Raw genomic sequence first — 23,977 nt, 5'->3', positions numbered from 1 at the left:
TTCCAGATTGAGCTTAGGACGAGATTTAATCTTTAACCCACTGAATTATCGAACCTCAGTCACGCTGCTTTTTTAACAGAAACTGTGACCTCAATCCTCCCAGTGGTAGAGATCCTCACGAAACTGCGGCCGCCCCTTTTCGATCCAGGCGGTCCAGTAGACCAGATAGGTCGGCAAGGGATCGAGCGCCACCCAGCGGGAGTGGGGTTGCTGCTGCCAGCGGGCCACCTGCTCCTCCCCAGCCACTGAGCGGGTCAGCAACTGCTGGGCCAGCTCCTCCGCCGCCGCCACCCGCACACAGCCGGAGGAGTAGGCCCGGGAAGCCAGACCGAAGTGACTTTGCTGGGGCGTATCGTGCAGATAGATCGCCCGGCTGTTGGCCAGGTGAAACTTGTACTGACCTAAGGCATTACCGGGGCCCGGCTGCTGCCGCAGCCGATAGGGAAAGCCCTGCTGCGCCAGTTGCTGGATCTCCTCGGCGGAGAGCGGCAGCACCTCATCCTCCGGGCCAATCACCTCGTAGCGGTGGCGCTCGGCATAATCGATGTCTTTGGCCATGCGCGGTAGCAAATCGCGAAACAGGATGGAGCGCGGCACGTTCCAGCTGGGATTGAGCACCACGTAATTGAGCTCTGAATGCATGGTCGGCGTGGCCCGGGCCGGCAGGCCCACCACCACCTCGGTCTGCCACTGCCGTTCGCCCTGCTCATACCACACCAGTTCAAAGGCCGGAATGTTGACCCTCAGGTGACTGGGCTGCATAAACAGCGCATCGTGGCTTTGCCGGATCAGCGAGCGAGCCATCAGTTTGGCGCGCCGTTCAAAGGGTTGAATCAACCAGCCATAGGTTTGTGGGCCGATGATGCCGTCCGCCACCAGGCCGTGGCGCTGCTGAAATTGACGAACCGCCGCCACCATCATCGGATCGTAGACGTCGCTGCCAGTGTCACTGGCCAGGTCCTCCAACAGGTAGAGCTGTCGGCGTGCGGTGGTCACCTGGGGGGATTGCGCCCCCGGCTCCAGCAGCCCGGTCAGTGGCTGAGCTGAAATCAGCTCGCGTTGGGCCAGGTAGTCAAAGCGGGCTACGGCATTGCGGATTGCCAGGTAGTCGGTGACCTCCGGCTCAAGCGCCAGCACCCGTTCCATCAGCCTGCCCTGGTGTGCATCCCGGGCCAGGGCCCCGGTCAAACCGGGCCGTGGGTGCAGATCGAAGCGCTGGGACAGATCCAGCTTGCCGGCGGGGCGAGCTTCCAGCTCGCGCCAGAAGGCGTGCATCAACAGGTAGGTTTCGGTGTACAGGGGGCTCAGCTCGGCCCGCTCACCGGTGGCGATGATCTCGCGGTAGAGCTCGTCGAAGCGCGGGTCCAGATCCGCCGCCGCCAAAACCGCCAGCTGGGCCCGAAGTTCCCCGGCGGCCTGCTGCTGGCGATCACCGGCGAACCACAACGGTTCCCCCTGTGCCGGCGACAGCATCGCCATCAGCAAACCACCAAGAAAAAGCCACAAACGCATCGGTACTTCCCGTCTAACCCTTTGAAAATCGCGATTATGCACGACATAGACTGAGCTAGGCGACGATAAATTGACGGTTCTGCAACGGCACAGACATTTATTCTTTGTCAGCGGCCATCCATCCGATGCCGACCCATCCACCTAGCTATAGGACCGGATTACCCCTGACGGCCTTTCCCTTTGCCGCTCAAACTCTGGGCCGCCGGGCGCAATGTCGCCACCGCCGGTGCCAAGGTTGCGGTCTTCGTCAGGTGGGGGATCTCCGCCAGCAAGGGGGCAGGCATACGCTGGCGCAAGGTCTCCAGATTCTCCTGGTAATAGGCCATGTCCGGATCGACCCGGTTGGCCACCCACCCTGCCAGCGTCAGGCCATCCGCCTGGATCGCCTCCAGGGTGAGCAGAGCGTGATTCAGGCAACCCAGCTTCATGCCCACCACCAGGATCACCGGCCAGTCATGGAGCTTGACCCAATCCGGCAGGGTTTCTTGCTCATTCAGTGGCAGCCGCCAGCCCCCTGCTCCCTCCACCAGGCAAAGGTCGCATTGCGCCAGCTGTGGCAGCATTGGCGTCAGCCAATCCTCCAACCGGGCGACAGACAGCACCTCACCGGCCTGGGTTGCCGCGATGTGCGGGGCAATGGGCGGCGCCAGTGCGATGGGATTGAGCTGCTCGTAGGCCAGCGACATTCGGCTTGCCCCCTGCAGCGACAGTGCATCGGCATTTCTCAGCCCCTGGGGGGTTGGCTCGCAGCCAGCGGCGATCGGCTTCAGTCCCAGGGTGAGGCCCTGGCTGGCCTTCAGTAGCGCCGTACTGACCAGGGTTTTACCGACATCGGTGTCCGTACCGGTGACAAAGTAGATCATGCCTTGGCCTCCAACAGCCCTAATTGCCAGGTCAGTGGCAGTCCTTCGGCCTGCCGATGCTGTTCCAATACCCGCTGAACCCCCTGCCACCAGCTCCGTCCACGCAGACCAGGGTGGCGCTCAGCCAGGTGGTGCGCGCCGGTGCCCTTAAAGTGCGCCAGCAGGGCGCGAGGATCCTCAAAGTGCACCACCTCTTGCTGAGCGTGCACCGCCACCTGTTGCCAGCCTGCCTCGATGGCCGCCCGGGCCACCGCCTCAATGCTGAGAAAATGGCGACAGCCCAACGAACCGTTGGCCACCAGGGGGCGGAGCTCGGGGAAACAACCGGCTACCGGCACCGTGGCCAGCAGTTGAGCACCGGGACGGGCGGCCTGGCGCATCCCCGCCAGGGTGGCGGTCAGGTTCGAACACCATTGCAGTGACAGGTTGGCGGCCATCGCCGGTACCGAGCCGGGCTGCAGCGGCAGCGCCTGGATATCCGCCAACAATGCCTGCTGGATCCGGCCCCGGGCACGGCCCTGGCTGAGCATCGCCGGTGCCAGGTCCAGCGCCAGGTTACCCTCACCGGGCAGTTGCTCGGTCAGAAAACCGGTACCGGCTCCCAGATCCAGCCACCAATCGGCGGGCTGGGCGCGCTGCAGCAAGGCTCGCCCCACTCGCCGCTGCAACTGGGCGTGAGCGTCATAGTGCTTGGCGGCACCGGAGAAGCATTGGGCAACCCCCATCATAACGCCACCCCCAGTTGGTCCAGCAAACGGTCGATGTCTTCGGGCCGATGACCGGCGTTAAGCACCACTCGCAAGCGGGCCTGGCCACGGGGCACCGTCGGCGGCCGGATCGCCGGACACCAGATCCCCGCCTGCTTGAGGCGCTCCGACAGGGCCAGGGCGGCCTCCGAGGCCCCCACCAGGATCGGCTGGATCGGCGTTTGTGAACTGCCCAGTTGCCAGCCCAGTTGCTCTGCGCCCTGGCGAAAGCGCTGGATCAACTGAGCCATGTGCGCCCGCCGCTCGGGCTGAGTCAACTTGCCCAGCTGCTGGCGCACAAGCTCTGCCTGATCCGTCGGCATCGCAGTGGAATAGATGTAGTGGCGGGCCGATTGCTGCAGGGCATCAATCATCAGCTCCGAACCCAGCAATGCGGCACCCCCGGCCCCCATCGCCTTGCCAAAGGTGATGGTGAGCAGATCCGGGCGGGCCAACTCAGCCGCCCCCAGGCCGTGCTCGCCGAGGATGCCAAAGCCGTGGGCGTCATCCACCCAACTCAAGGCACCGTGCTTGCGACACAGCGCCACCAGCTCGGTCAATGGGGCCTGGTCGCCATCCATGGAGAACACCGATTCGGTAGCCACCAGGGTGTCGGCTTCCCCCTTGGCCAGCCAGCTTGCCAGGGTGGCCATGTCGTTGTGAGGGAAGCGACGCATGGTGGCAGGACTGGCCAGGGCAGCATCGACAATAGAGGCGTGGGCCAGCTTGTCCGCCAGCACCCGGTCGCCGGCCTGGAGCAGACTCAGCGGCGCAGAATTAGCGGCAAAGCCGGAGCTGAACAGCATCGCCGCCGGGTAGCCGGTGGCCTCACACAGGGCCTGTTCCAGCGCCCGGTGAGCCGGTTGGTAACCGCTTACCAAGGGCGACGCCCCGGCACCACGGCTGGCACCGGAGAACGAGGGATTACCGGGTTCAAACGCCAGACCCAGGTAGTCATTGCTGGCAAACTGCAGGTAGTCCCGGCCGTCCATGCGCACCGTTCTGGGTGACAGCGGCTGACAACAGACCCGCTGACGCCGCAAGCCCTGGGCCTGTTGCTGCGCCAGCGTTGATTGCCAGCGCTGTTGCCAAACCTCAGGGTGCGGCATTGTAGAACAGCGCGTCATCGGTACGGGGCTGAACCGGCTTGAGGTTTTCCAGGTGTGCCGGTGCGCCGGCTTCCGGCTCGATGCCCAGGCGGGCGAACAGGCGCATGTCGTCGTTCTCCCGCGGGTTAGCGGTGGTCAGCAACTTGCAGCCGTAGAAGATGGAGTTGGCGCCGGCGAAGAAGCACATCGCCTGCAGTTCATCGGACATCTTCTCGCGACCCGCCGACAAACGAACGTGGGAGGCAGGCATCAGGATCCGGGCCACGGCGATCGCCTTAACGAAGGTGATGGGGTCCAAGTCGTCCTGATCTGCCATCGGTGTGCCCGGCACCTTCACCAGCATGTTGATCGGCACGCTTTCCGGGTGCTTGGGCAGGGTCGCCAGCTGACGCAGCAGCTCGGCCCGATCCTCCGGCGCTTCGCCCATCCCCAGGATCCCGCCAGAGCAGACCTTCATGCCGGCACCGCGGACGTTCTCCAGGGTATTGAGGCGGTCGTCATAGCTGCGGGTGGAGATGATCTCGCCGTAAAACTCCGGCGAGGTATCCAGGTTGTGGTTGTAGTAATCCAGGCCCGCTTCCGCCAGGGCCTCGGCCTGCTCGGCGCTGAGCATCCCCAGGGTCATGCAGGTCTCCATCCCCATCGCCTTCACCTCCCGTACCATCTTCAGCACGTAAGGCATGTCCCGCTCCCGTGGGTTACGCCAGGCGGCGCCCATGCAGAAGCGGCTGGCACCGGCCGCCTTAGCCGCCTTGGCCTCGGTCAGTACCTTCTCCACCTCGATCAACTGCTCAGTCTCCAGCCCGGTGTGGTAGCGGGCGCTTTGCGGACAGTACTTGCAGTCCTCCGGGCAGGCACCGGTCTTGATGGAGAGCAGGCGCGAGATCTGAACCTGGTTAGGGGTAAAGTGAGCCCGGTGGACGGTTTGAGCCTGAAACAGCAGATCGTTCAGGGGCAGGTCGAGCAGGGCTTGAACCTCATCGCGGGTCCAATCGTGGCGGATGGCGGCCATGGCAAAATTCCATTGGTTTGATAACGGTTAACGTTGGCTAGGATAAGCCCAGAAGTTACACTGTCAACGCCGACCAGCGCACCACCTTTACCAATGGATAAAAATTATACAATGCACGCGGATATCTCCTTTGACCGGGACCACCTCTGGCATCCCTACACCTCCACCACCGAGCCCCTGCCCTGCTACCCGGTTGCCCGGGCCGAGGGGGTGGAGATCGAGCTGGAGGATGGCCGTCGCCTGATCGACGGCATGAGCAGCTGGTGGAGCACCATCCACGGCTACCAGCATCCGCTGCTGTCCCAGGCCGCCAAGGACCAGATCGACCGCATGAGCCATGTGATGTTTGGTGGCCTCACCCATGCCCCGGCCACGGAGCTGGGTAAGCGCTTGCTCAGCCTGGTGGACCCAAAGCTGGATAAGCTGTTTTTGGCGGACTCCGGCTCTGTGGCGGTGGAGGTAGCGCTGAAGATGGCGCTGCAATACCAGCAGGGGATCGGCCAGCAGGATAAGACCCGGTTGATGACCATCCGCGGTGGCTACCACGGTGACACCTTTGGAGCCATGAGCGTGTGCGACCCGGTAAACGGCATGCATGGTCTGTTTCGCCAGATGCTGCCCCAGGCCCACTTCCTGCCCCGGCCCAAAACCCAGCCTGGTGAGGTGCTGCACCCAGAGGATGCCGAGGCGTTGGCAACGGCGATGGCCCAGTTCAGTGATGAGACCGCGGCGGTGATCCTGGAGCCCTTGGTGCAAGGCGCCGGGGGCATGTACTTCTATGGGGCCAGCTACCTGGAGGCGCTGAAAGCGCACTGTGACCAGCACGGGATCCTGCTGATCTTTGATGAGATTGCAACCGGGTTTGGTCGCACCGGGGCGCTGTTTGCCTATGAGCACACCCAGGTGGTGCCAGATATCCTGTGCCTGGGCAAGGCGCTGACCGGCGGCACCATGACACTGGCGGCGACCCTGGCCAGCGACGCCGTCGCCCGGGGGGTGTGCCAATCCGAAGCGGGGGTGTTCATGCATGGGCCCACCTTTATGGGCAACCCGCTGGCCTGCGCCGTGGCCAACGCCAGCTTGAGCTTGCTGCAAACGGGAGAGTGGCGCGACCAGGTCGCGGCCATCGGCCAGCAGATGAGTGAGGAGTTGGCGCCCTGTCGTGAGCTTGATGAGGTGGCGGATGTGCGGGTGTTCGGTGCCATCGGCGTGGTGGAAACCCGGCGCCCGGTGGACAGCGCCAGGATCCAGGCCGCTTTCGTTGAGCAAGGCGTGTGGATCCGGCCCTTTGGCAAGCTGGTTTACATCATGCCGCCCTACATCATCTCAGCGGCACAGCTGAGCCGCCTGACCGGGGCTATCCAACACACCCTGGCTCGGCCAGAGCTGTACCGCTAGCGAGCCACCGCGACGACGCTTTAGCGGACCAACTCGCCGCGCAGCAGCTGCTCGACCAGCTCCGGCACCAGTTCGCCGGCCCGTCCCTGGCGATGGGTGTTGAACTGGCTGTGCACCTCGGAGGGTTCCAGGTTGATCTCCAGGGTGTGGGCGCCGGCGTGGTTAGCCATCTCGACGAAGCCGGCGGCGGGATAGACGGTGCCCGAGGTACCAATGCTGATGAACAGATCGCAACGCTCCAGCGCTTCGTAGATGCGGTCCAGGCCGATAGGCATCTCGCCAAACCAGACCACATGGGGACGCATCACGTTGCCAGGCTCGCAACAGGTACAGAGATTGTCCGGGCCAAAGGGCATCGCCAGGGGGAAGGTCTGCTGGGACTTGGGGCAGCGCCCTTTAACCAGCTCGCCGTGCATGTGCAGCACCCGACGGCTGCCGCCGCGCTCATGCAGGTTATCGATGTTCTGGGTCACCAGCAGCAGCTCACCGTCGAACTCCTGCTCCAGTCGCCCCAGTGCCTGGTGGGCCGGATTGGGCTCAACGTCTTTCTTCAGCTGAGTCCAGCGCTGATTGTAAAAGCGATTGACCAGATCGGGGTTTCGCCAGTAGCCCTCGGGGGTGGCCACGTCCTCCACCCGATGCTCCTCCCAAAGCCCATCTTCGGCGCGGAAGGTTTTCAGCCCGGATTCGGCAGAAATCCCTGCGCCGGTTAACACCACGATACGTTGATACATCCCTTCACGACTTCCTTAGGGTCCATCGACCTTTGCTGATGATTGTTGCCATCCCAAGCTGGGTAACGTACCCCGTTTTGCTCCCCCTGGGTATTGCACCATCGGCTAAGCAAAACGTCGTTTCACACCCAGTCTGTTCTGCTCGAACAACAGCTCAACACCTCGGGCCAAAGCGTCCCGGATGTGGCTAAACCTTTGTCATCACTAGTCTATAGAAAACTCTACAACCGCCAATGCCCATTGGCTTTACGGGGAAGGCCAATCTGAATGGGACACCCATCGGCACTTATGGATAAGTAAAACAGGTTCTAAAGACACAGATACAATACACCACGAAGCTGTTGGGTTTACACTGCAGTTGAGTATTCAATGGGTTGTGGCTAAGTCGGTAGGGGTCTTTCGCTTAAGTGATCCCGATTGCTTGGGGTGAATCGGCAATCGTTCGAACTCATACTCCACCTACGATGCAAGAAAATGAAGGTGGAGAAGCTGCTCCCCACAAGGGATCACAAGCTCATGGTGAGTTATCTGGTAGGTATCAAAGGTTGCTGCCGCAGAGTCCCTATACAAATGCAGCGCAGAGCCATTGCCATGTCTGATCATGACTCACATACCAGCTGGACGACCAGCAACTCTAGCCTGTCATGTAATCTCTCTGAGAGAGCCACGTCATCGCTTTTTTGTTGGTGAGAGCGCTAATCCCGCAGCTTTTTCTTCAGTGCCGCCAATTCGGCAATCGCTTTCTCGGGCGGCATCGGGTCAGGATTCATCTTGTTAAACTCTGCAAGCATTCGGAGGTTGTTGAAGTCAACTTTCTTTTGAACGACCAGGGCCCGGATCGTACTTAGGGCCGTCCCTTTGACTTCCACTTGCCCTCTCTGCCAGCGCCGAATTGATTCAGGGGATGTGTTCAGAAGGGCAGCCAGCTCTTGGGTCTCAAGCTCTCCTTGCTCTTTAATCAATCGAAGGAGATAAGCCCCTTCCGTGTTACCCCAGATGATGGGCCTTCCGCGCGTCTGTGCCATGGTGCAATCTTGGTGTCCTACTGGAACCGAGAATCATACATGAAAGCCATCCGTGGCGCTCCGGCTGCGGAATGTGGTTGTCACCTATCCCTATGGTTCAGGAAATCCAGAACGGCGAGCAGGATGCAGCCTGACACCACCACAAAAAGTAAAACCATGAAGTTAAGCACCATCTAGCCCCTCCAATAGCTCCAGCATATACATACAAGCCTCCCGGTGATGCTCCCAAGCGAAGGTCTCATACATACCAACAAGAGGGCTCAAGGTTCCCTCATCGAACCCGCTCTGATAGCAGATGAAGGATCCCACTTGGGCGCCGGACTTGCCCATGGCAAAACCTCCGGCCTTCCTCGTCAGCTCATTCCAAGTTTCAGCCTGTGTATGCTGGACGGCTGGCCCCCCAATAGAGGCCACCAGCAGGCCCGTCGCCGCTATCTTCTTCAACATCGAGTCGCCGCTCGATGGTCGGTGATATGCGGCCACTGGTTCCGTCTCTGAGCCTTCTGGCGCAGCTCCTGCAGCTCCTCCTCCGCCGCCTTAACTTTGCTCGCGAAGTTCCTGGCACTGGGGATCAAGTTCTTGGTCGAGTGGACAACCGACCGGAACCGCCACCCTTTCAGGCCCATCCAGAAGGACATCAGGGCCAGCTCCCGGCGCTCACAATAGATGTGATAGAGGGGGCTCTCCTGGTCGCTTCTGGTCACTTTAACGCAGTAGGTAGTGCCGGTGGTGAACTCCAGGGCGGACGCCAGAACGTTGCTTAGGGTGATGTTGGTGCTCACGGGGTCAACTCCTGCTCCAGAGTGAAGTGGAACTCAGCGTGGGCGCGCAATGTGTCGTCCAGATCGTAGGTGTGAACCGCCCCGGCAGCGCAATCACTACTGGGAACGAAACGCACATGGGTGACTTCTTCCCATTTGTCGAAGCGCGGGTCCAGCCATTGAAGCCCATTCCCCAACCATTGCGCCGAGTAGGTACAGCTGAAGTCAGCGGAGCGGAGCACGGTACCCACAGATTCAAATTCAGCAATGAATACGGTCCCAAGCTGCCCCTCCTGGTGTTGTTCGATGGGCTCCCCAAGTTGGTTATAAACCCAGACTGCATTGACCACTCCTTTTCCTGGCTCGCCATCTGTATCAGCACTGATCTCGCTACCTTCGACGATCAGGTTCCCCAGCGTTTCGCCTTCATAGCCCCAGGCGCGGAACTGTTCGCGAGTGCGTTCTAGGCCACGTTCTACTCCGTCCAGGCCTGCCACCTCATGGGCAAGATCCTTCACCTCTCGGAAAAAGTTATAGGTATCGAAATGCTGGGGAACGCCATCCACCAACAGGTTAAGGTTGATCCGGCGGCCGTCGAACATATCGACCAGCTCAGGGGTCATGGGGAAAGCTGCATCCGTTCTGCTCTCTCGCACTCCGGTTAATTCATCGAGGCGAACAGTGCAATCGCGGTTCCAGCCATCACAGGCAAAGGCGCGCCAGACCTGATCGAACTTGGCGGACAGCGGCATCACCAGGACGTCCCCTTCTTCATCTGATCGCCACGTCATCACCCAGCGTTCATGTGCTTCGACTTCTCCGTCAATGGCGATCACGTTGCCAGATAGAAACAAACCGCCGCGTTGCTCTAACACGTTGCCGCTGAACCCTTCACCCAGAGCTCCAACTGCATGATTGGTGGCGTCACACATGCCATCGCCGGTGGCGGTTTCAATACCGAAGCAATCCACAACTGCCGGTGGTGGGTTGGGGTTGGGGGTGGTGTTGTCGCTGGAGCATCCAGCGAGAACTCCAGCAAGTGCCAGGGCGGTAAGTGTCTTGTTCATCGTCTGCTCCCAAAAGTGGAAATGGTTATGTTTGGGCGACGACTTTACTACACTGTGTAGTAATTTAAATTGGTATTGTTGGCCTTTCTCGCCAATCGTGACAGGGCTCACAGTTCAATAATTGGGCTACGATAGCGTCGCGAGGTTAGCGGATTCAGCACAAAATGAAGCGCGCTGATTGACGGCCTAGGTGTCCAGCTATGTCTTAGTTGCTTGCAGCAAATGTCAGCGAACTTATCTTTGCGGCTAGTTGAGGCAGTCAGACCCTCACATGGAAGTCCCTATTTGCCGCTGTAGCCACCGCGACCAGCTAAAGGCATGGCTGCAGCCTGTTCCTGATCTACCTGCGTTTCCTAATTGCGAACCAAACTTGGAAGCAAATATCGAGTAAAGGCCTATCTTTCTGGCTTGGCCTTGTCATCCAAAAAAGGGGGGTAGTGAGCGTGATTGAGCGCTGACGGGCATACCTAAGTGCCTATGGTCTTAATATCAAAATATTTTGTTGAAATAGATACCTGCTTAGCTAATGGTTTTATCTTTGCCAGAAGATTCCTATAATGGCCTCAGCCATCGCTTGGGTGAGATGCCCTACTACAACGAGAACGACATGACAGACGAGAACCAGGCATTAAAGAAAGCGGGTTTGAAGGTTACCCTACCGCGGGTGAAGATCTTGGAACTGCTGCAGAACCCTCAGAACCAACACATCAGCGCAGAAGAGCTGTACAAGCTGCTGCTGGAGTCAGGAGAGGAGATTGGCCTGGCCACCGTATACCGGGTTCTCAACCAGTTTGATGATGCCGGTATTGTCTCTCGTCACCACTTCGAAAGCGGCAAGGCGGTGTTTGAGCTGGCCAGCCAGCACCACCACGACCACCTGGTTTGCCTCGATTGCGGCAAGGTGATCGAGTTCAGTGACGAGGTGATCGAGGCCCGTCAGCAGGAGATTGCGCTCAAGCACAACATCAAGCTGACCAACCACAGCCTCTACCTGTACGGCCACTGCACCAACGACAAGTGCGACCACAACACCTGAGTGTTGACCAGATAAAGAAAACGCCGGCTCATCGAAGCCGGCGTTTTTTATAGGTGCTAGGGGCTAGGGGCTAGGGGCTAGGGGCTAGGGGCTAGGGGCTAGGGGCTAGGGGCTAGGGGCTAGGGGCTAGGGGCTAGGGGCTAGGGGCTAGGCAGGCTAAACCGCCAATCTTCGACGTCAACGCTTTACCGATTCTTTCCCTAGCTCCTAGGAGGGCTATGCCCGCCCTAGTCCCTGCTCCTCCTTGGCTCTTCCTAGTACCTAGAAAGGCAAGGCCCGTCCCAGCACCTGCTCCATCTTGGCTCTTCCTAGGCTTTTCCCTAGTACCTAGCAGGGCTTTACCCGGCCTAGCACCTGCTCTTCTCCTGCTTTTCCCTAGTACCTAGAAGGGCATCGCCCGCCCTAGTACCTGCTCTTCTCCTGCTTTTCCCTAGTACCTAGCAGGGCATCGCCCGCCCATGTCCCTGCTCTTTCCCGGCTTTTCCTAGCTCCTAGCAGGGCTTCGCCCGCCCCAGTCCCTGCCCCTCCTCTGCTCTTCCCCGGCTCTACCTAGAACCTAGCAGGGCATCGCCCGCCCTAGCACCTGCCCTTCCTAGTACCTGCTCTCCTTGGCTCTTACCTAGCGCAGCCCGCACGATCCCAATAAAAAACGGACGCCGAGGCGTCCGTTTGTTCTGCTTGCTGGCGCTTAGCCGGCGATCTTGGCCCAGGAGTCACGCAGACCCACGGTGCGGTTGAACACCAGCTTGTCGGCGCTGCTGTCGCGGCTGTCGGCAGTGAAGTAACCGGTGCGTTCAAACTGGAACGCCTGCTCCGCTTGCGCCTGCTGCAACGCCGGCTCCACCTTGGCATTAGCCAGAACGGTCAGGGAGTCCGGGTTGAGGGTCTCGTGCAGCTCACCGGCACCGGGGTTGGGCACGTTGAACAGACGATCGTACAGACGTACCTCGGCATCCAGCGCGTGGGCGGTGGAGACCCAGTGGATCACGCCCTTGGGCTTAACGCCATCGGCCGGATCCACACCCAGGGTGTCCAGATCGACGCTGCAGAAGATGGTAGTCACCTTGCCGTCCGCGTCCTTCTCAACTCGCTCAGCGGTGATGACGTAGGCGCCACGCAGGCGAACCTTCTTGCCCAGCACCAGGCGCTTGAACTTCTTGTTCGCCTCTTCACGGAAGTCTTCCGCTTCGATGTACAGCTCACCGGAGAACGGCACCTCACGGCTGCCCATGGACTCGTCGGAGGGGTGGTTGGCGATGGTCAGGATCTCGCTCTGGCCCTGCGGGTAGTTCTCCAGCACCACCTTCACCGGCTCCAGCACCGCCATGGCACGGGGCGCGTTCTGGTTCAGGTCGTCACGGATGCAGGCTTCCAGCATCCCCATCTCAACGGTGTTGTCCATCTTGGTCACACCGATGCGCTTACAGAACTCCCGGATGGAGGCCGGGGTGTAACCACGGCGACGCAGACCGGAGATGGTGGGCATGCGCGGATCGTCCCAACCGGACACGTGACCGTCCACCACCAGCTGGTTCAGCTTGCGCTTGGACATCACGGTGTATTCCAGGTTCAGACGGCTGAACTCGTACTGGTGCGGCACCACGTCGATGGTGATGTTCTCCAGCACCCAGTCGTACAGACGACGGTTGTCCTGGAACTCCAGGGTACACAGCGAGTGGGTGATCCCCTCCAGTGCATCGGAGATGCAGTGGGTGAAATCGTACATCGGGTAGATGCACCACTTGTCACCGGTCTGGTGGTGGTGAGCGAACTTGATGCGGTACAGCACCGGGTCGCGCATCACCATGAAGGAGGAAGCCATGTCGATCTTGGCACGCAGACAGGCGGTGCCCTCTTCGAACTCACCGTTCTTCATCTTCTCGAACAGCGCCAGGTTCTCCTCCACCGGACGGTCCCGGTAGGGGCTGTTCTTACCCGGCTCCTTCAGGGTGCCACGGTAGGCGCGGATCTCATCCGGGCTCAGCTCGTCAACATAGGCCAGGCCCTTGTTGATCAGCTCAACGGCGTAGCTGTACAGCTGGTCGAAGTAGTTGGACGAGTAGCACACCTCGCCGTTCCACTGGAAGCCCAACCACTGGACGTCCTGTTTGATGGACTCGACGTATTCGATGTCCTCTTTCACCGGATTGGTGTCGTCAAAGCGCAGGTTGCACTGGCCCTGGTAGTCCTGGGCGATGCCAAAGTTCAGACAGATGGATTTGGCGTGACCGATGTGCAGATAGCCATTCGGCTCCGGCGGGAACCGGGTGTGAATGCTGCTGTGCTTACCGGAAGCCAGATCCCCGTCGATGATGTTGCGGATAAAGTTGCTAGGACGTACTTCAGTGTCCGGCTGGCTCATGCCCATCCTCCGAGGAAAAAACAGATATAAGGGCGGTATGTTCCTACAAGTTTAGGACCTTGGCAACTGACTAAAACAAGGATTTGACCGCTGTGACGGGGACAAAGCCGTTTTCGCGCAGATCTTGGCCTGGTAAAGGGGCCATAGCGGGCTTTGCTTGCTGCTTCAGGGCCGACAGCCCCTGTCGCTGGCAGCGCATCCGGGTACGCAGTGGGCTCTGCAGCGACAAAACAAAAGCGCCAGCACACCGGGGGTGTGGCTGGCGCTTGCGCCGGGTTGCGGCTGACTCAGTTTGCCTGGGTCAAGGCCCCGGGCAGATGGTGGGCAATGCCCTTGTGGCAATCGATGCAGGTTACCCCACCGTCGGCCAACACCTCGTGGAACTGGGCCGCGGTTTCCGATTGCTGGGCCGGGTCCATCCGCTCGACGTTATGGCAGCTGCGGCACTCACGGGAGTCGGTCTTCTCCATCACATCCCAGACCTGCTGAGCCAGGGCCAGACGATGCTGCTCAAAGTCTTCCTTGGTCTTGTACTTGCCGGTCAGCTGGGTGGTGATGTGGGACGCCGCGCTGGTGCCCTTAACCCAGACCTTGGCAAAGAAGGTCTTGGGAATGTGGCAATCGTGGCAGGTCACGACCACGCCGCTGCGGGTGTTGAAGTGGGCTGATTCGTTGTGCCATTCATCCATCACCCAGCGAGAGGGGCTGTTGTGACAGCTGGTACAGAACTCGTCGGTGCTGGACATCTCCATCGACACCTCAAAGCCCACCCAGGCAAGGATACCCAGGATCACGGCCAGCAGGCCGCCGAGCGGGATCCCAAACCGCCACCAGGGCGAGGAAGGCACCGACCAGACGCTCTTCTTTTGCTCCGTCATGCTTACTCCTTAGCCAGATCGGTTTGCGGTTTGTTGTGTGCCAGGTACTTGTGGCAATCGATACAGGTGCGGTAACCCTCTGCTGACGGGTCCGATTCCATCATGCGCTTGTGCATGGTGGCCGCCATCCGCTTCTGCTTGTCAAAGTCCATCCGCTCGACTTTGTGGCAGCTGCGGCATTCGCGGGAGTCGTTGCCTCGCATCTCCTCCCAGACGCTCTCCACCATCACGTGGCGGGCCGCCTCGAACTTCTCGCGGGTGTTGTAATCACCCTTGATGGTGTAGAACACCTCTTTCATGGCGGTGATCTTCCGCCACATCTTGGGGACAAACTCTTTGGCCACGTGGCAATCGGCACAGGTCACCATCACACCGGAGCCGGTGTTGTAGTGGGTGTGATCCGGCCACTCCTCGGCAGCAAACTTACTGGGGCCGTGACACTGGACACAGAACTCGTCTGAGCTGGTTTCGTGGATCACCACGTTGAAGCCCACGGTTCCCAGGGCGCCGGCGACAAAAAACAGCAGCCCCCCGATGGGGATACCGAGTCGCCATTTGGCACCGGGCTTTTGCCACAGGCGACGCCAGCCGCCGTTTTCCTTGCTCATTATGCTCACCTCAATGCGTTACTTCTGAGTGCTTGTTGTCCCGTTTTTTTTCTACCTCGATCAAAAAGGCAGCCTATCAGGCTGCCTTTGTTAATTAATCTAATCGCTCACGCGTTTTGTTACCAGCTTTTAACGCATCGTAACGGGAATGTCACCAACCGAAGGCTTGGGTCGACCCGCCGCTTTGCGCATTGCCAGCACCGCCAGGGCAAACACCACCAGCACCACCAGCACCACCGGCAGTCCGGCCAAACCGAAGCTCACCAGCTGGTAATAGCTGACCGCGACGCCATAGCCCAGGCCGAAGGTCCAAACCGCGGAGAAGGCGGTCCAGCCGCGGCCCAGCTCGCCGGCGATGGCGCCCAGCACCGCCGCGCAGGGGGTGTAGAGCAGGATAAACAGCAGGTAGGCCACCGCCGCGGTCTGGGTGACAAACGCCGCCTCCAGGTTGCCCAGGCTGGCACTTTCAAAGCCGTGCTCCTCGCCCATCTCTTCCAGGTTGGACAGGTCACCGATATCAATGCCCAGCGGGTCAGCCAGGTCGATGCCCAGCATCTCCTCGGGGATGGTCAGCAGCGCCTCTACGAAGATCTCGCCCAGGTGGAAGCCCTCTTCCTCTTCGCCTTCACCGCCGTAGAGGCTGTTGAGGGTGCCGACTACGGCTTCCTTGGCGAAGATCCCGGTGATGATCCCCACGGTCGCCGGCCAGTTGTCCTGCTCAATCCCCATCGGCTTGAACACCGGAGTAACGGTTTGCGCAGCGACCGCCAGCAGGGACTCGTCGGTGTCTTCGTGGCCGATGGTGCCATCGGTGCCCAGGGTGTTCACAAAGCTCAGCAGGGTCACCACGATGACGATCACCTTACCGGCACCCAGCACGAACTGGCGGGTACGCATCCAGGTGCGGTCGAGGATGGCTCGGGCGCTGGGCCACTCGTAGTTAGGCAGCTCCATCACCGCGTGGCCGGCCTTGCCCGGCAGCAGGGTAAAACGCAGCACCAGGCCGGTGAAGATGGCCGCTGCGATACCCACCAGGTAAAGCACGAACACCAGGTTCTGGCCGTTGCTCTGGAAGAAGGCCGCTGCAAACAGCGCATACACCGGCAAGCGGGCGCCACAGGACATGAACGGCGCCATCATCGCGGTCATGATGCGTTGACGCTTGTACTCCAGGGTACGGGTGGCGGTGATCGCAGGAACGTTACAGCCAAAGCCGACAATCAGCGGCACAAAGGCCTTACCCGGCAAGCCCAGCTTGTTCATCGCCCCTTCCACCACGAAGGCGGCACGGGCCAGGTAACCGGAGGTCTCCAGGATGCCCAATGCGAAGAACAGGAAGGCCACCACCGGGATAAAGGTGGCGACAGTCTGGATACCCATGCCCAGACCGTTGGCCAGCAGGCCGATCAGCCAATCCGGCAGGCCGATTGACTCGTACACCATGGCGGCACCGTCGACAAAGAGTGCGCCGGCCATGATGTCGAAGAAATCAATAAAGGCCGCCCCCATGTGGATGGCGAACACGAAGGTGAGGTACATCATCAGCAGGAACACCGGGATCCCGGCGAACGGATGCAGTACCACAGAATCAAGCTTCTCGGTCCAACCGGTGGCTTGGCTGGCCTGGGACTGCACCGCCTTGAGGGTGTCATCCACCCACTGGTGACGCACCTGGCTCAGTTGCTGCAGCAGATCCGCATCGCCCTGTTGCGCCAACTCAGCCAGTGCCAGGGCGCGATCGTCCCCGCTCAGCTTGGCTTCCAGCTCGCTGCCGTAGTTCAGCTGCCAGGATGCCGAGTTGGTGCTGGTCAGGCTGTTGAGCGCTGCCAGTACCTGTTGCCGGCTTTTCGGATCACGGGCAGAGATCGGCAGGATCTTGCACTGGAAGCGCTGCTCCAGGGTTGCCAACGCGGTGTCAGAGAGGACACCCGCGGCGGCATCCCACTTGTTGAGCAGCACCAGCATCGGCTTGCCCAGCTCACGCAGTTGGGTAGTCAGGTAGAGATGACGCTCCAGCTGACAGGCATCCACCACGTTAACCAGCGCATCGTACTGCTTGGCCAGCAGCACCTGGCGGGCAATTGCCTCGTCTTCCGGGCCGGTATGGGCGCTGAGATCATACAGACCGGGCAGGTCAATCAGCTTGGCGCTGCCTTTGTCCAGGGTCAGGTCGTGGGCGCTTTGACCCACGGTCACCCCGGCCCAGTTGCCCACCTTGGCGTTGGCGCCGGTGAGCAGGTTGAACAGGGTGGATTTACCGGAGTTGGGGTTGCCTACCAGGGCAAAATGAAACTGTGTGGACATCAGGACTGGGCCACCTTCACGGAGTCAGCGAGCTGCGCGGTCAGGCACAGGCTGCCACCTTTGATTTTCAACTGCAGCGAACGGCCGAACGGGGCACGTCTCACCACTTCTACACCGGCACCGGGGACGAAACCCAGCGCGCTCATCTTGGCAATCAGCCCCGAATCCAGGCCATCCGGTAACAGTGAAACCACCTTTACCTTGTCTCCGCTACGTGCTTCCGATAGCGTCATGATCCACCTCACAGAAAATGCTAATCGCTCTCATTTAGAACCAGTATATCCCCCGATTCGGCGATATAGCATGACCCAGATCCAACTTTTCGTTATCGAAAAACTCACTTTTTCATCGAGCAAGATTGCCTGCCTGGCTACGGACCAAAGGTCAATACATCCAGCTCCGATTTTTCTGAAATTTGTCTAATGCCCGCCCCTCGCCCAAACGGCAGAGACAAAAAAAGCCCCCGCAATGGCGGGGGCTTCTTCAACAATTCAGTGCGAACTTACTTGGCACGGTCGTGAGCGATCTTGCCTTTGTGGCAGTCGATACAGGTGCGGTAGTTCTCAGCAGACGGGTCGGAGTCCATCATGCGCTTGTGCATGGTGGCGGCCATACGGGACTGCTTCTCGAAGTCCATCTTCTCAACCTTGTGGCAGCTGCGGCAGGTGTGAGAGTCGGTAGCGCTCATGTGAGCAACGGTACGCTCCTGCATCAGCTTCTTGTGGTCAGCGTAGGCTTCCGGGCTGTTGTAGTCGCCCTTCAGCTGCCAGAACACCTCTTCCATGGCGGTGATCTTACGCCACATCTTCGGCAGGAACTCTTTCGGCACGTGACAGTCAGCACAAGCTACGTCCATACCGGAGCGGCTCTTGCCGTGCGGGCTGTTGTGGTACTCTTCCGCGGCGTAGCTCGGTACGTGACAGTTCACGCAGAACGCTTCGGTGGAGGTGGCGTGCATAACGGTGTTGAAACCGGCGGTGCCCACAACACCAGCAGCCAAGAACAGGAAGGCACCAAACGGAATGCCCAGCAGCCACTTGGACTTAGGCTTGTTCCACAGCTTGGCCCAGCCGCTCTTGTTTTGATTGTTGTCTTGCATCTCTCATCCCCTACAAGGTACGGCGTTACACGATACGAAACCCGCAACACCAAAATTCTGATGTCGGAATTGTATAGAGCTGCAATTTATAAATTGATGATTCACATCACGTTTCTAATTCTTCGCTGCAACCTTTTTGCGAAACCCCTACTCCAACCGCGTTTCCGCCAGTCCAGGTGAAAGTTGTTCGCTTCGCCTTTGGTCCAATTCCAATCGAGCGCAACCCTTACAACCCTCTGTAATTCCTACCGATATCTCGACTGAACTCGACTCATTTTCTCCCATTCGAATGTTGCTCAATTTTTACGAGCTGCTAACATTGTCACAACAGCTGTGGGGTTAAACACCCGCTGAGTCCAACACAAGTCGGCGCCCAGTGCAGAGCCGATGAGGATGCAGGGAATGTGTGAGCAACTAATGAGGCGACTTGGGCGGGTCCTGAGCTCGTGCGCCTGGACTCTGGTTCTGGCCACTGGCCTGGCGCAAGCGGCTTGGGACGATATGCCCGAGGAGGAGTACCTCGAGATCGTCACGGAAAAGTTCAAAGAGGGGAACTACTCCCCCAAAGGCGCCGATAACTGTCTGATGTGCCACCGCCGCAGTGCCAAAGTGATGGCGCTGTTTGACGGTGCCCATGGCCGAACCGGGCCGGAAGCCAGCCCAATGCACCCGGAGCAGCTGCAGTGCGAGGCCTGTCACGGGCCCCAGGGCAATCACAACCGCGGTGGCCGCGAGCCTATGCTTACCTTCGGCCCCGACGCCAAACTCCCCGCCGAAGCCCAGAACAGTGTCTGCCTTAGCTGCCACAAACAGGGTGACCAATCCGCCTGGCACGGCAGCATCCACGACATCGAAGCCCTGCCCTGCTCACAGTGCCATGAGGTGCACGCCGCCCACGATCCCAGTCGCGACCGCGAGGCCGCTACCGAGAATTGTCTCAGCTGCCACCAGGAGCAGCGGGCCCAGATCCACATGCGCAGCAGCCACCCCATTCGCACCGGCCAACTGGGCTGCACCGACTGTCACAACCCCCACGGCAGTCTCAATGAAGCGATGCTGTCTCAGCATTCGGTCAATGACAACTGTTACAGCTGTCATGCCGATCTTCGTGGCCCCTTTGTTTGGGAGCATGCCCCGGTCGCCGAGGACTGCAGCAGTTGTCACAACGTCCACGGCAGCATCAATGAGGCGATGCTCAACAGCCGCCAGCCGCTGCTGTGTCAGAGCTGCCACGCCAGCGTGCATACCGGCACCCCGGTGTACCAGTCGGGTCAGGACGCCTTTGGCGGAGGCCGAAGCTGTCTCAACTGCCACAACATGGTGCACGGCTCCAATCACCCCTCAGGCAAGCTGTTACAGCGCTAGGACGGCCCTATGAAGACGACCAAACGCCTTACTGTCTCTGCCCTAAGCCTGCTGCTCAGCCCACCGCTGCTGGCGATCGATTTCTCATTGGAGAACGCCAACCGGGACAAGGTGGCGGTGGAGAACTGGGAGTGCAAGCAGTGTAAGCCTGCCGAGGGTACCAGCGGCCACTTTGAAGTCGGCGCCGTGAACGCAGACATCGAAGATATCCATTCCGCCAACACCCTGGGTACCGACCGCGACGGCCTGTCGCTGCGCGCCGGTGCCGACATCTCCCACTGGAGCAGCAACGACATTCGCTGGCTGTTCAACGCCTCGGATCTGGGCCTGGATGTGGCGGAAGCCCATGCCAGCGGTGGCCGTGCCGGCGACTTCTCTGCCCGCCTGGGCTACCGGGGGCTGGCCAAGTGGGATGCCACGGTACTCAGCCCCTTCCTTATTAATGACAACCGCTTCACCCTGGGCAACGATTGGGTCAATGGCGCCACCACCAGTGCCATGACCGGACTCGATGATGCGTTGTCACCGGTGGATCTGAAGATAAAGCGAGACCTGCTGTCACTGAACCTGGATAAGTACTTCAACAACATCCGTACCTATGCCGGGATAGAGCAGACCCAGCGGCGCGGGCGCAAACGGGCCAGCAGCAGCTTGATCACCAACTCAGTGGCCTTGCCCCTGCGGGTGGAAGACCGCACCACCGACTTCGTCGTCGGCCTGGATGTGGCCGGTGGCCCATGGCAACTGGACTTTGGTTACCTGGGCAGCCGCTACCGCAACGACGTGGATTCGCTCTATTGGCAAAACCCCTACACCGCTACCTTCGGCAGCGCCACCGCCGCTCTGCAATCGGTGGCACCGGATAACGACGCCGACCAGTTCCACCTGCGTGGCAGTTGGGCCCGGGGCATCCATGTGGTCAGTGGCCAGATCGTGTATGGACGCCACAAGCAGGACGCGGCGCTGTTGCCGGCCACCATTAACGGCCCCAGCCCCGAGCTGCCCGGCAGCAGTGCCGATCTCAAGGTCGATCGCATCGATGCGGATCTGCGCTATCGCCTCAAGGTCGGTCGCAAGGGCGCACTGCAGCTGCAATACGGCTACCAGGACCGGGACTACGACAGCCCCAACTGGTTTTATCCCCAAATCAATACCGACAGCGTACCGGCAGCGGATCGCCTGCCTTATTACCCCAGTCATGAACGCCAGGACCTGGAAGCCAAGTTCAACTACCGCTTTACCAGCGGCTTCAGCGGCGAGCTTGGCTACCGCTACCGCACCGAGGATTGGGAGAATCAGCGGGTCGATAGCGCCGACACCCACCGTTACTGGGGTAAGTTGCGCTTCAAGCGTTGGCAGAAACTGCAGATCTGGCTCGAGCTGGCCGGGGAGAACCGCGAGGCCGACAACTACCTGGACCCGGTAGATGCCAACGGCACCAGCAACCCGGCACTGCGCCAGTACCACCTGGCGGACCGGGACCGGGCCGAAGGAAAGATCGTGTTCCAGTATCGTCCACTGGAGGCCCTCACTCTTGCCCTGACCCTCGAGGGAATGGAGGAGGACTACGACGACCAGATCGGATTGGATGAGGTCACCCGCAGTGGCTACAACTTCGACGTCGGTTGGTTCCAGGAAGACTACAACCTCTACTTTTTCTACAACGACTACCGCACCAAGACCCGGCTGGATGGCAGTAACTTCAGCTCCACCTGGCGAGCGCTGCAAGACGACGAAGCCCAGAGCATTGGCATCGGTGGCGAATACACCGGGTTGTTCGATGCCCTCAGCGTGGGCCTGGACGCGGTCTACGCCGACAGCGATGGCCTGACACAACTTGAGCAGGGCCTGACCGGCCGCTACGGCGATGTCAGCGCCAGCCGCACCACCGTCGATATATACGCCCGCTACCAACTGAGTGAGCAATCCAGCGTGCAGCTAGACCTGTTGATGCAGAAGTACGACGACAGCGATTACCTGTACCACGGACTGGAAGCGGACAGCATAGGGAACGTTCTGTTCTTCCCCGATTTCTCCCACGACTACAGCGACTACCGCATCGGGGTAAGTTACCGACATGACTTCTGAACGACCGGATCCACGCCCGCCCGTACCGGCAGGAGAGAGAGCAATGACCCACGCAAACAACAACTGGAAAGGACGCGCCGGTCTGCTGGCGATGGCTCTGCTGGCCCTCAGCGCCTGTAATGACGGCGACGATGGCGCCCCAGGAGAACCCGGTCCGGAGACCCCGCCTCCGGCGCTGGAGATCACCGAACTGAACATCGAGATGCAAAACACAGGCTATACCGAGTCCGGTCAGATCTCGGTGGAGTTCCTGGTCACCAACCAATCTGGTGAGGGCGTTATCGGCCTGCAAAGTGCCACCATCCTGGCCGCCCAGCTGCTGCCAGCGGGCTTCACTGGTGCGGGTAACTCCACGGAATGGCGCTTCCTGGCCTCGGAAACCTGCCGGCTCAGCGCCGAATGCCTCGGTGAATGGGAAGACCTGCGCAACGGCTTCTATCGCTACGTTACCGCCGCTACAGTCACATCGGCCGAAGGCGTCACCTTTGATGCCAACGCCACCCAACGGGTGGTGGTTAAGGTGGGCGGGGATGCCATCCCCGGCAATGAGGTGATCCCGCCGGTGGTTAACCAGCATGTCGACTTCACCGGCGACGGCAGCGATGCCCTGCCCTACAGCCGCGACATGGTGGAAACCGCCGCCTGTAATGCCTGCCATACCGACATCTCTACCGTCCGTCACGGCGGCAACTACACCGAGATGGAAACCTGTGTGATCTGCCACGCCGACAACCGCATCTCCAATCCTGAAAACGTGATGACCGGCCTGTCGCACCGATTCCACGCCGAAAGTGGCCTGGCCCAGTTCACCAACTGTGAAAGCTGTCACGCCCAAGAGGAGCCGCTGGCAGATGCGCTGAACTGGCAAAACAACCCCAGTCAGATCGCCTGTGGTACCTGTCACACCGCCATTGATTTCGTCTCTGGCCAAGGCCACCCGGCCCAGGCGGACAACAGCAACTGTGCCGCCTGTCATAACCCGGACTGGACCCGCAGCGTCCACCTGATGACCGGTCAGGCCGAGGCCCTGGCCCAGTTTGATGTCACCATCGAGTCGATCACCCCGGACCTCACCGCCGGTAGCCTGTTCGTGGTGCTCTCCGTGACTAACCCGGTCACCGGCGAAGCCTATGAAAGCCCGGAGACCCTGCCCTTCCTGAGCGACCTTCGGGTCTACGCCAACTGGGGCACCAGCTTTGATTACACCACCACCAGTGCCGCCAACATCCGCGTCACCGACGTGACCCCCACCGAGTCCCCCGGCCCGGGCCTGTTCCTCTACACCATCGAGGGGCTGGTCGTTACCCCGGGTAGCGAGATGGACGGTGGTGGCGCAGCCATTCAGGGCAAGGTATGTGTACTGGACAACATGCTGATGAGCTGTGAAAACGCCGCTGCTACGGCTGTCGCTATCAAGGGCAAGACCCAGTTCTTCACCGCCACCGAGCTGGGCGATGCCAATGCCCGCCGTGCCGTGGTGGACAACGAAACCTGCGGCACCTGCCACGGCGACCAGCAGCTGGCCTTCCACGGCGGCAATCGCAACGAACTGGCCCAGCAGTGCCAGCTCTGTCACAACGCCCAGATGCAGGCAGACGCCACCGCCGCCAACCCGGCGGCCACCAACGCCAACTACTCCCACATGGTGCACGCCATTCATACCGCCCAGCGCGAGTCCTATGTGGATCTGGTCTATCCGGCACCGGCCAGCGACTGTCGCCAGTGCCACATCCAGCAAGATGGCAGTGACAGCTTTGCCCTGCCGATCCTCGCCACCGTGCCGCCGATGGCACTGAGCGATGGCACCTTTACCAGCGTCACCTCCGCCACCTGTTCGGTCTGTCACAGCAGCAGCGGAGCACAAACCCATATGACCCAGAACGGCGGCAGCTTCGGCGTCAGCCTGGAGATGGCCACCGGCGAGACCTGTGAGGTCTGCCACGGCCCGGGCCGCAGCGCTGATACCGCCGTGGTACATGGCCTGGCGCCGGCGCAGTAGGGAGGCAAGGG

Annotated in this window: 21 protein-coding genes; 5 read left to right on the top strand and 16 right to left on the bottom strand. The window is 60.4% G+C overall.

Annotated elements, in window-relative coordinates; translation table 11 throughout:
• Positions 1-90: 90 nt before the first annotated feature.
• The 5 genes from BUC04_RS19075 to bioB all read right to left on the bottom strand — a co-directional run bounded on the left by BUC04_RS19075 (position 91) and on the right by bioB (position 5,242).
• The gene (locus tag BUC04_RS19075) at positions 91-1,512 is read right to left on the bottom strand and encodes a L,D-transpeptidase family protein (RefSeq protein ID WP_067664709.1); all 1,422 of its coding nucleotides are present in this window, start codon (positions 1,510-1,512) and stop codon (positions 91-93) included.
• Positions 1,513-1,670: 158 nt separating this feature from the next.
• Positions 1,671-2,375: a dethiobiotin synthase gene (gene bioD / locus BUC04_RS19070; protein ID WP_067664707.1), complete on the bottom strand. Its 705-nt coding sequence runs from the start codon at positions 2,373-2,375 to the stop codon at positions 1,671-1,673.
• Positions 2,372-3,103 carry a methyltransferase domain-containing protein gene (locus tag BUC04_RS19065; RefSeq protein ID WP_067664705.1) on the bottom strand — a complete coding sequence of 244 codons (732 nt, stop codon included), beginning with the start codon at positions 3,101-3,103 and terminating at the stop codon, positions 2,372-2,374. The genes bioD and BUC04_RS19065 overlap by 4 nt, the downstream gene beginning before the upstream one ends.
• Positions 3,100-4,230: an aminotransferase class I/II-fold pyridoxal phosphate-dependent enzyme gene (locus BUC04_RS19060; protein WP_067664703.1), complete on the bottom strand. Its 1,131-nt coding sequence runs from the start codon at positions 4,228-4,230 to the stop codon at positions 3,100-3,102. The genes BUC04_RS19065 and BUC04_RS19060 overlap by 4 nt, the downstream gene beginning before the upstream one ends.
• Positions 4,217-5,242 carry a biotin synthase BioB gene (bioB, locus tag BUC04_RS19055; protein WP_067664701.1) on the bottom strand — a complete coding sequence of 342 codons (1,026 nt, stop codon included), beginning with the start codon at positions 5,240-5,242 and terminating at the stop codon, positions 4,217-4,219. Before bioB ends, BUC04_RS19060 begins: the two co-directional genes overlap by 14 nt.
• A 111-nt stretch (positions 5,243-5,353) precedes the next feature.
• On the opposite strand from bioB, the gene bioA reads away from it, so the two are divergent.
• A complete protein-coding gene (gene bioA / locus BUC04_RS19050; protein WP_067664699.1) occupies positions 5,354-6,640 on the top strand; it encodes an adenosylmethionine--8-amino-7-oxononanoate transaminase in 1,287 nt (428 codons plus the stop codon).
• Between the two features lie 20 nt (positions 6,641-6,660).
• On the opposite strand, the gene cobB is transcribed toward bioA, so the two are convergent.
• From cobB to BUC04_RS19025, 5 genes are all read right to left on the bottom strand, one after another.
• On the bottom strand, positions 6,661-7,374 hold the full coding sequence (gene cobB / locus BUC04_RS19045) for a Sir2 family NAD+-dependent deacetylase (protein WP_067664698.1): 714 nt from the start codon (positions 7,372-7,374) through the stop codon (positions 6,661-6,663).
• Positions 7,375-8,069: 695 nt separating this feature from the next.
• On the bottom strand, positions 8,070-8,399 hold the full coding sequence (locus tag BUC04_RS19040; RefSeq protein ID WP_067664696.1) for a DeoR family transcriptional regulator: 330 nt from the start codon (positions 8,397-8,399) through the stop codon (positions 8,070-8,072).
• Between the two features lie 162 nt (positions 8,400-8,561).
• Positions 8,562-8,846 (bottom strand): hypothetical protein, encoded by a 285-nt coding sequence (locus BUC04_RS19035; RefSeq protein ID WP_067664694.1) that lies wholly within the window; start codon positions 8,844-8,846, stop codon positions 8,562-8,564.
• Positions 8,840-9,181 (bottom strand): hypothetical protein, encoded by a 342-nt coding sequence (locus BUC04_RS19030; RefSeq protein ID WP_067664692.1) that lies wholly within the window; start codon positions 9,179-9,181, stop codon positions 8,840-8,842. Before BUC04_RS19030 ends, BUC04_RS19035 begins: the two co-directional genes overlap by 7 nt.
• Positions 9,178-10,227: a hypothetical protein gene (locus BUC04_RS19025; RefSeq protein WP_067664690.1), complete on the bottom strand. Its 1,050-nt coding sequence runs from the start codon at positions 10,225-10,227 to the stop codon at positions 9,178-9,180. Before BUC04_RS19025 ends, BUC04_RS19030 begins: the two co-directional genes overlap by 4 nt.
• 607 nt (positions 10,228-10,834) lie before the next feature.
• Between BUC04_RS19025 and fur the strand changes: the two genes are divergently transcribed.
• The gene (fur, locus tag BUC04_RS19020; RefSeq protein ID WP_067664870.1) at positions 10,835-11,263 is read left to right on the top strand and encodes a ferric iron uptake transcriptional regulator; all 429 of its coding nucleotides are present in this window, start codon (positions 10,835-10,837) and stop codon (positions 11,261-11,263) included.
• Between the two features lie 688 nt (positions 11,264-11,951).
• On the opposite strand, the gene glnS is transcribed toward fur, so the two are convergent.
• From glnS to BUC04_RS18990, 6 genes are all read right to left on the bottom strand, one after another.
• Positions 11,952-13,625 (bottom strand): glutamine--tRNA ligase, encoded by a 1,674-nt coding sequence (gene glnS, locus BUC04_RS19015; protein WP_067660126.1) that lies wholly within the window; start codon positions 13,623-13,625, stop codon positions 11,952-11,954.
• A gap of 287 nt (positions 13,626-13,912) precedes the next feature.
• On the bottom strand, positions 13,913-14,503 hold the full coding sequence (locus BUC04_RS19010) for a NapC/NirT family cytochrome c (RefSeq protein WP_067659902.1): 591 nt from the start codon (positions 14,501-14,503) through the stop codon (positions 13,913-13,915).
• Between the two features lie 2 nt (positions 14,504-14,505).
• Positions 14,506-15,111: a NapC/NirT family cytochrome c gene (locus BUC04_RS19005; RefSeq protein WP_067659905.1), complete on the bottom strand. Its 606-nt coding sequence runs from the start codon at positions 15,109-15,111 to the stop codon at positions 14,506-14,508.
• Positions 15,112-15,240: 129 nt separating this feature from the next.
• Positions 15,241-17,415: a ferrous iron transport protein B gene (feoB, locus tag BUC04_RS19000; protein WP_067659908.1), complete on the bottom strand. Its 2,175-nt coding sequence runs from the start codon at positions 17,413-17,415 to the stop codon at positions 15,241-15,243.
• Positions 17,415-17,648: a FeoA family protein gene (locus BUC04_RS18995; protein ID WP_067659911.1), complete on the bottom strand. Its 234-nt coding sequence runs from the start codon at positions 17,646-17,648 to the stop codon at positions 17,415-17,417. Before BUC04_RS18995 ends, feoB begins: the two co-directional genes overlap by 1 nt.
• Positions 17,649-17,917: 269 nt before the next feature.
• The gene (locus tag BUC04_RS18990; RefSeq protein ID WP_067659913.1) at positions 17,918-18,514 is read right to left on the bottom strand and encodes a NapC/NirT family cytochrome c; all 597 of its coding nucleotides are present in this window, start codon (positions 18,512-18,514) and stop codon (positions 17,918-17,920) included.
• Positions 18,515-18,931: 417 nt separating this feature from the next.
• Between BUC04_RS18990 and BUC04_RS18985 the strand changes: the two genes are divergently transcribed.
• From BUC04_RS18985 to BUC04_RS18975, 3 genes are read left to right on the top strand one after another with little or no spacing between them, the layout of a single operon-like run.
• Positions 18,932-19,879 carry a DmsE family decaheme c-type cytochrome gene (locus BUC04_RS18985; RefSeq protein ID WP_143165798.1) on the top strand — a complete coding sequence of 316 codons (948 nt, stop codon included), beginning with the start codon at positions 18,932-18,934 and terminating at the stop codon, positions 19,877-19,879.
• 9 nt (positions 19,880-19,888) lie between these two features.
• Positions 19,889-21,967, top strand: a complete 2,079-nt coding sequence (locus BUC04_RS18980) for an MtrB/PioB family decaheme-associated outer membrane protein (RefSeq protein ID WP_067659919.1) — start codon at positions 19,889-19,891, stop codon at positions 21,965-21,967.
• Between the two features lie 43 nt (positions 21,968-22,010).
• Positions 22,011-23,966 carry an OmcA/MtrC family decaheme c-type cytochrome gene (locus BUC04_RS18975; protein WP_067659922.1) on the top strand — a complete coding sequence of 652 codons (1,956 nt, stop codon included), beginning with the start codon at positions 22,011-22,013 and terminating at the stop codon, positions 23,964-23,966.
• The last annotated feature ends 11 nt before the right edge of the window (positions 23,967-23,977 follow it).

Origin of the sequence: Ferrimonas marina (assembly GCF_900129905.1) — a bacterium.
In the GTDB taxonomy this organism is placed as follows: Bacteria; Pseudomonadota; Gammaproteobacteria; order Enterobacterales; family Shewanellaceae; genus Ferrimonas; species Ferrimonas marina.
Note: the sequence above shows the minus strand (reverse complement) of the source record. Positions and strands in the feature narration are given on the sequence as shown.

Coding starts and splice junctions, on each gene's coding strand:
- BUC04_RS19075 (WP_067664709.1), bottom strand. CDS start 1,512: ATGCGTTTGTGGCTTTTTCTTGGTGGTTTGCTGATGGCGATGCTGTCG.
- bioD (WP_067664707.1), bottom strand. CDS start 2,375: ATGATCTACTTTGTCACCGGTACGGACACCGATGTCGGTAAAACCCTG.
- BUC04_RS19065 (WP_067664705.1), bottom strand. CDS start 3,103: ATGATGGGGGTTGCCCAATGCTTCTCCGGTGCCGCCAAGCACTATGAC.
- BUC04_RS19060 (WP_067664703.1), bottom strand. CDS start 4,230: ATGCCGCACCCTGAGGTTTGGCAACAGCGCTGGCAATCAACGCTGGCG.
- bioB (WP_067664701.1), bottom strand. CDS start 5,242: ATGGCCGCCATCCGCCACGATTGGACCCGCGATGAGGTTCAAGCCCTG.
- bioA (WP_067664699.1), top strand. CDS start 5,354: ATGCACGCGGATATCTCCTTTGACCGGGACCACCTCTGGCATCCCTAC.
- cobB (WP_067664698.1), bottom strand. CDS start 7,374: ATGTATCAACGTATCGTGGTGTTAACCGGCGCAGGGATTTCTGCCGAA.
- BUC04_RS19040 (WP_067664696.1), bottom strand. CDS start 8,399: ATGGCACAGACGCGCGGAAGGCCCATCATCTGGGGTAACACGGAAGGG.
- BUC04_RS19035 (WP_067664694.1), bottom strand. CDS start 8,846: ATGTTGAAGAAGATAGCGGCGACGGGCCTGCTGGTGGCCTCTATTGGG.
- BUC04_RS19025 (WP_067664690.1), bottom strand. CDS start 10,227: ATGAACAAGACACTTACCGCCCTGGCACTTGCTGGAGTTCTCGCTGGA.
- fur (WP_067664870.1), top strand. CDS start 10,835: ATGACAGACGAGAACCAGGCATTAAAGAAAGCGGGTTTGAAGGTTACC.
- glnS (WP_067660126.1), bottom strand. CDS start 13,625: ATGAGCCAGCCGGACACTGAAGTACGTCCTAGCAACTTTATCCGCAAC.
- BUC04_RS19010 (WP_067659902.1), bottom strand. CDS start 14,503: ATGACGGAGCAAAAGAAGAGCGTCTGGTCGGTGCCTTCCTCGCCCTGG.
- BUC04_RS19005 (WP_067659905.1), bottom strand. CDS start 15,111: ATGAGCAAGGAAAACGGCGGCTGGCGTCGCCTGTGGCAAAAGCCCGGT.
- feoB (WP_067659908.1), bottom strand. CDS start 17,415: ATGTCCACACAGTTTCATTTTGCCCTGGTAGGCAACCCCAACTCCGGT.
- BUC04_RS18995 (WP_067659911.1), bottom strand. CDS start 17,648: ATGACGCTATCGGAAGCACGTAGCGGAGACAAGGTAAAGGTGGTTTCA.
- BUC04_RS18990 (WP_067659913.1), bottom strand. CDS start 18,514: ATGCAAGACAACAATCAAAACAAGAGCGGCTGGGCCAAGCTGTGGAAC.
- BUC04_RS18985 (WP_143165798.1), top strand. CDS start 18,932: ATGAGGCGACTTGGGCGGGTCCTGAGCTCGTGCGCCTGGACTCTGGTT.
- BUC04_RS18980 (WP_067659919.1), top strand. CDS start 19,889: ATGAAGACGACCAAACGCCTTACTGTCTCTGCCCTAAGCCTGCTGCTC.
- BUC04_RS18975 (WP_067659922.1), top strand. CDS start 22,011: ATGACCCACGCAAACAACAACTGGAAAGGACGCGCCGGTCTGCTGGCG.